This window comes from Terriglobus sp. YAF25, from assembly GCF_052113305.1.
In the GTDB taxonomy this organism is placed as follows: Bacteria; Acidobacteriota; Terriglobia; order Terriglobales; family Acidobacteriaceae; genus Terriglobus.
On sequence record NZ_JBFRCY010000809.1, the window covers coordinates 1 to 1,945 of the forward strand.

A 1,945-nucleotide genomic window follows, 5' to 3' on the forward strand; every position below is an offset into this window, starting at 1 on the left:
GCGCTACTCCTACGAGCTTCAATAGTCCGATTGCCCAGGGTACGTCGCCTCGCGATCTCCGCCAATCTGTCTTTGGCGGTTACATTACCGATAACTACCGGATCTCTCCTAACCTAACCCTGAATCTAGGCATCCGCTATGAACCCGTCACGGTTCCCACCGAGACTGCCAATCGCATTGCTGTTCTACCAACTCTGACATCCGTAGCGCCGCGGCTCGGCAGCCCATATTTCCAGAACGCCAGCTACACGAATATTGCGCCTCGCGTTGGTTTCGCCTGGGACCCGTTTGGCAAGGATGTAACCTCTGTTCGCGGAGGCTTTGGCCTCTATGACACTCAGACCTTGAACTACTTGTATGAGGGTCTCTCCATCTTTACGGCACCCTATCTTCTTCTTGGGAACATCACCACCCTTGGGGCGGGTGATTTCCCGAAAAATGCCTATAGCAAGATGAATGCTGCTGGAGCCTCAGGGCTTCGTTATGCGTATGCGGACCAGAACCCTAAGCGCGGCTATGTCGAACAGTACAGCCTGAATGTCCAACAATCTCTATCGTACGGTTTCACGCTGCAGGTAGGGTATGCCGGTTCACGAGGCATCCATCTCCCCTATCGCGTCGATGACGTCAACACCGTCCAGCCGATCCGCGACGCTCAGGGCTATGGGTTCTTCGGTCCAAACTGCACTGTTGCGGCAAACTGCAAGACCGCGGCGCAACTTAATGCCACGAAGCTCAATTCCAACATCGGTCAAATAAGCGCCGTCTTTATGACCGGCTACTCACATTACAATTCCCTCCAGGCCAGCCTGAATAAACGGCTCTCGCACAGCACACAACTCGGGATCTCCTACACCTGGGCCAAATCGATCGACGATGGTTCTTCTTCCACCTTCGGAGACACCTTTGCCAACTCGGTCTCCAGCCTTCCTCTTTGGGCGCCGGACCGCCGTCGCGCCATCTCGGACTTCGTCGTTGCGCACAATCTCGTCCTGAACTATCTCTATGAACTGCCCAACGTGCGTGAGACGATGCTGGGTTCGGCTCTTCTCAATGGCTGGCAGTGGGGCGGTATCTTCCAGTTCAGCACGGGCGAACCCTTTACACCTCTGATCAGCGGCGATCCCCTCAATCTCAAGAGCGCCGATGTCTTCGCCTTCCCAGACCGTCTCACCAGTCCGGGATGCTCGGGCAATCCCACGCAATCCTTCACCGCCATCAACCGGGCCTTCGTGAAGACCCAATGCTTTGCCTTTCCCGCAGTCGATCCAGCCACGGGCTACACCCATCTTGGGAACGCTGGTCGTAACTCCATCATTGGCCCGAGGCTCTCCGAGTTCGATACCTCACTGATAAAGAACACTAGGATTCGCGCCATCTCTGAAAGCTTCAACCTTCAGTTTCGAGCCGAGCTCTTCAATGTGCTCAATCATGGCAACTATGGCCCCCCGCCAAAGGCGGGAACGCAATTGTTCGGTGCTAACGGCGTCGCACTCTCCCCCGCGAGCGCCGGCGTCATTGTTGGTCCTGCCGCTACCAGCTCGCGACAGGCTCAGTTCGCACTGAAGGTGCTGTTTTAGGTTTGCGGAGGCTCACTGTGCGATGCCGAACCCGTCCCGACGGCTGAATGCAATTTCATTCGCTCTTCAGCCATCACTCATCTGCCACAGCCATCTTGGAGAAAGCCATGGACAGCAGGTATCTCAATTCTTGTAGCAAATACACCCGGGAGGAACAATGAAACGTATCGCCACCATTCTTTGCCTGGCTCTTGCCGCTCTAACCGCCAGTTCAGCTTTCGCGCAGGACACACGGGAGCAAGCGATTGCCGGTATGCGCAAAGTAGATCCTAAGGAGATGGACGCCTCCTATACAAAGCCAGCGCCCTTTGCTCAAAAGCTTGTTGAGGAGGCTCTCGCTAAGCATCCCGAAGTCATCCTGATCG

General features: G+C 55.6%; 2 protein-coding genes. Both read left to right on the forward strand.

The features are described from left to right. Positions 1-1,580: TonB-dependent receptor domain-containing protein (locus tag AB4043_RS23990; RefSeq protein ID WP_442308314.1), on the forward strand; the 1,580-nt coding region annotated here is incomplete at its 5' end. 157 nt (positions 1,581-1,737) lie between these two features. After that, the coding region (locus AB4043_RS23995) for a hypothetical protein (protein WP_442308315.1) at positions 1,738-1,945 on the forward strand (208 nt) is incomplete at its 3' end.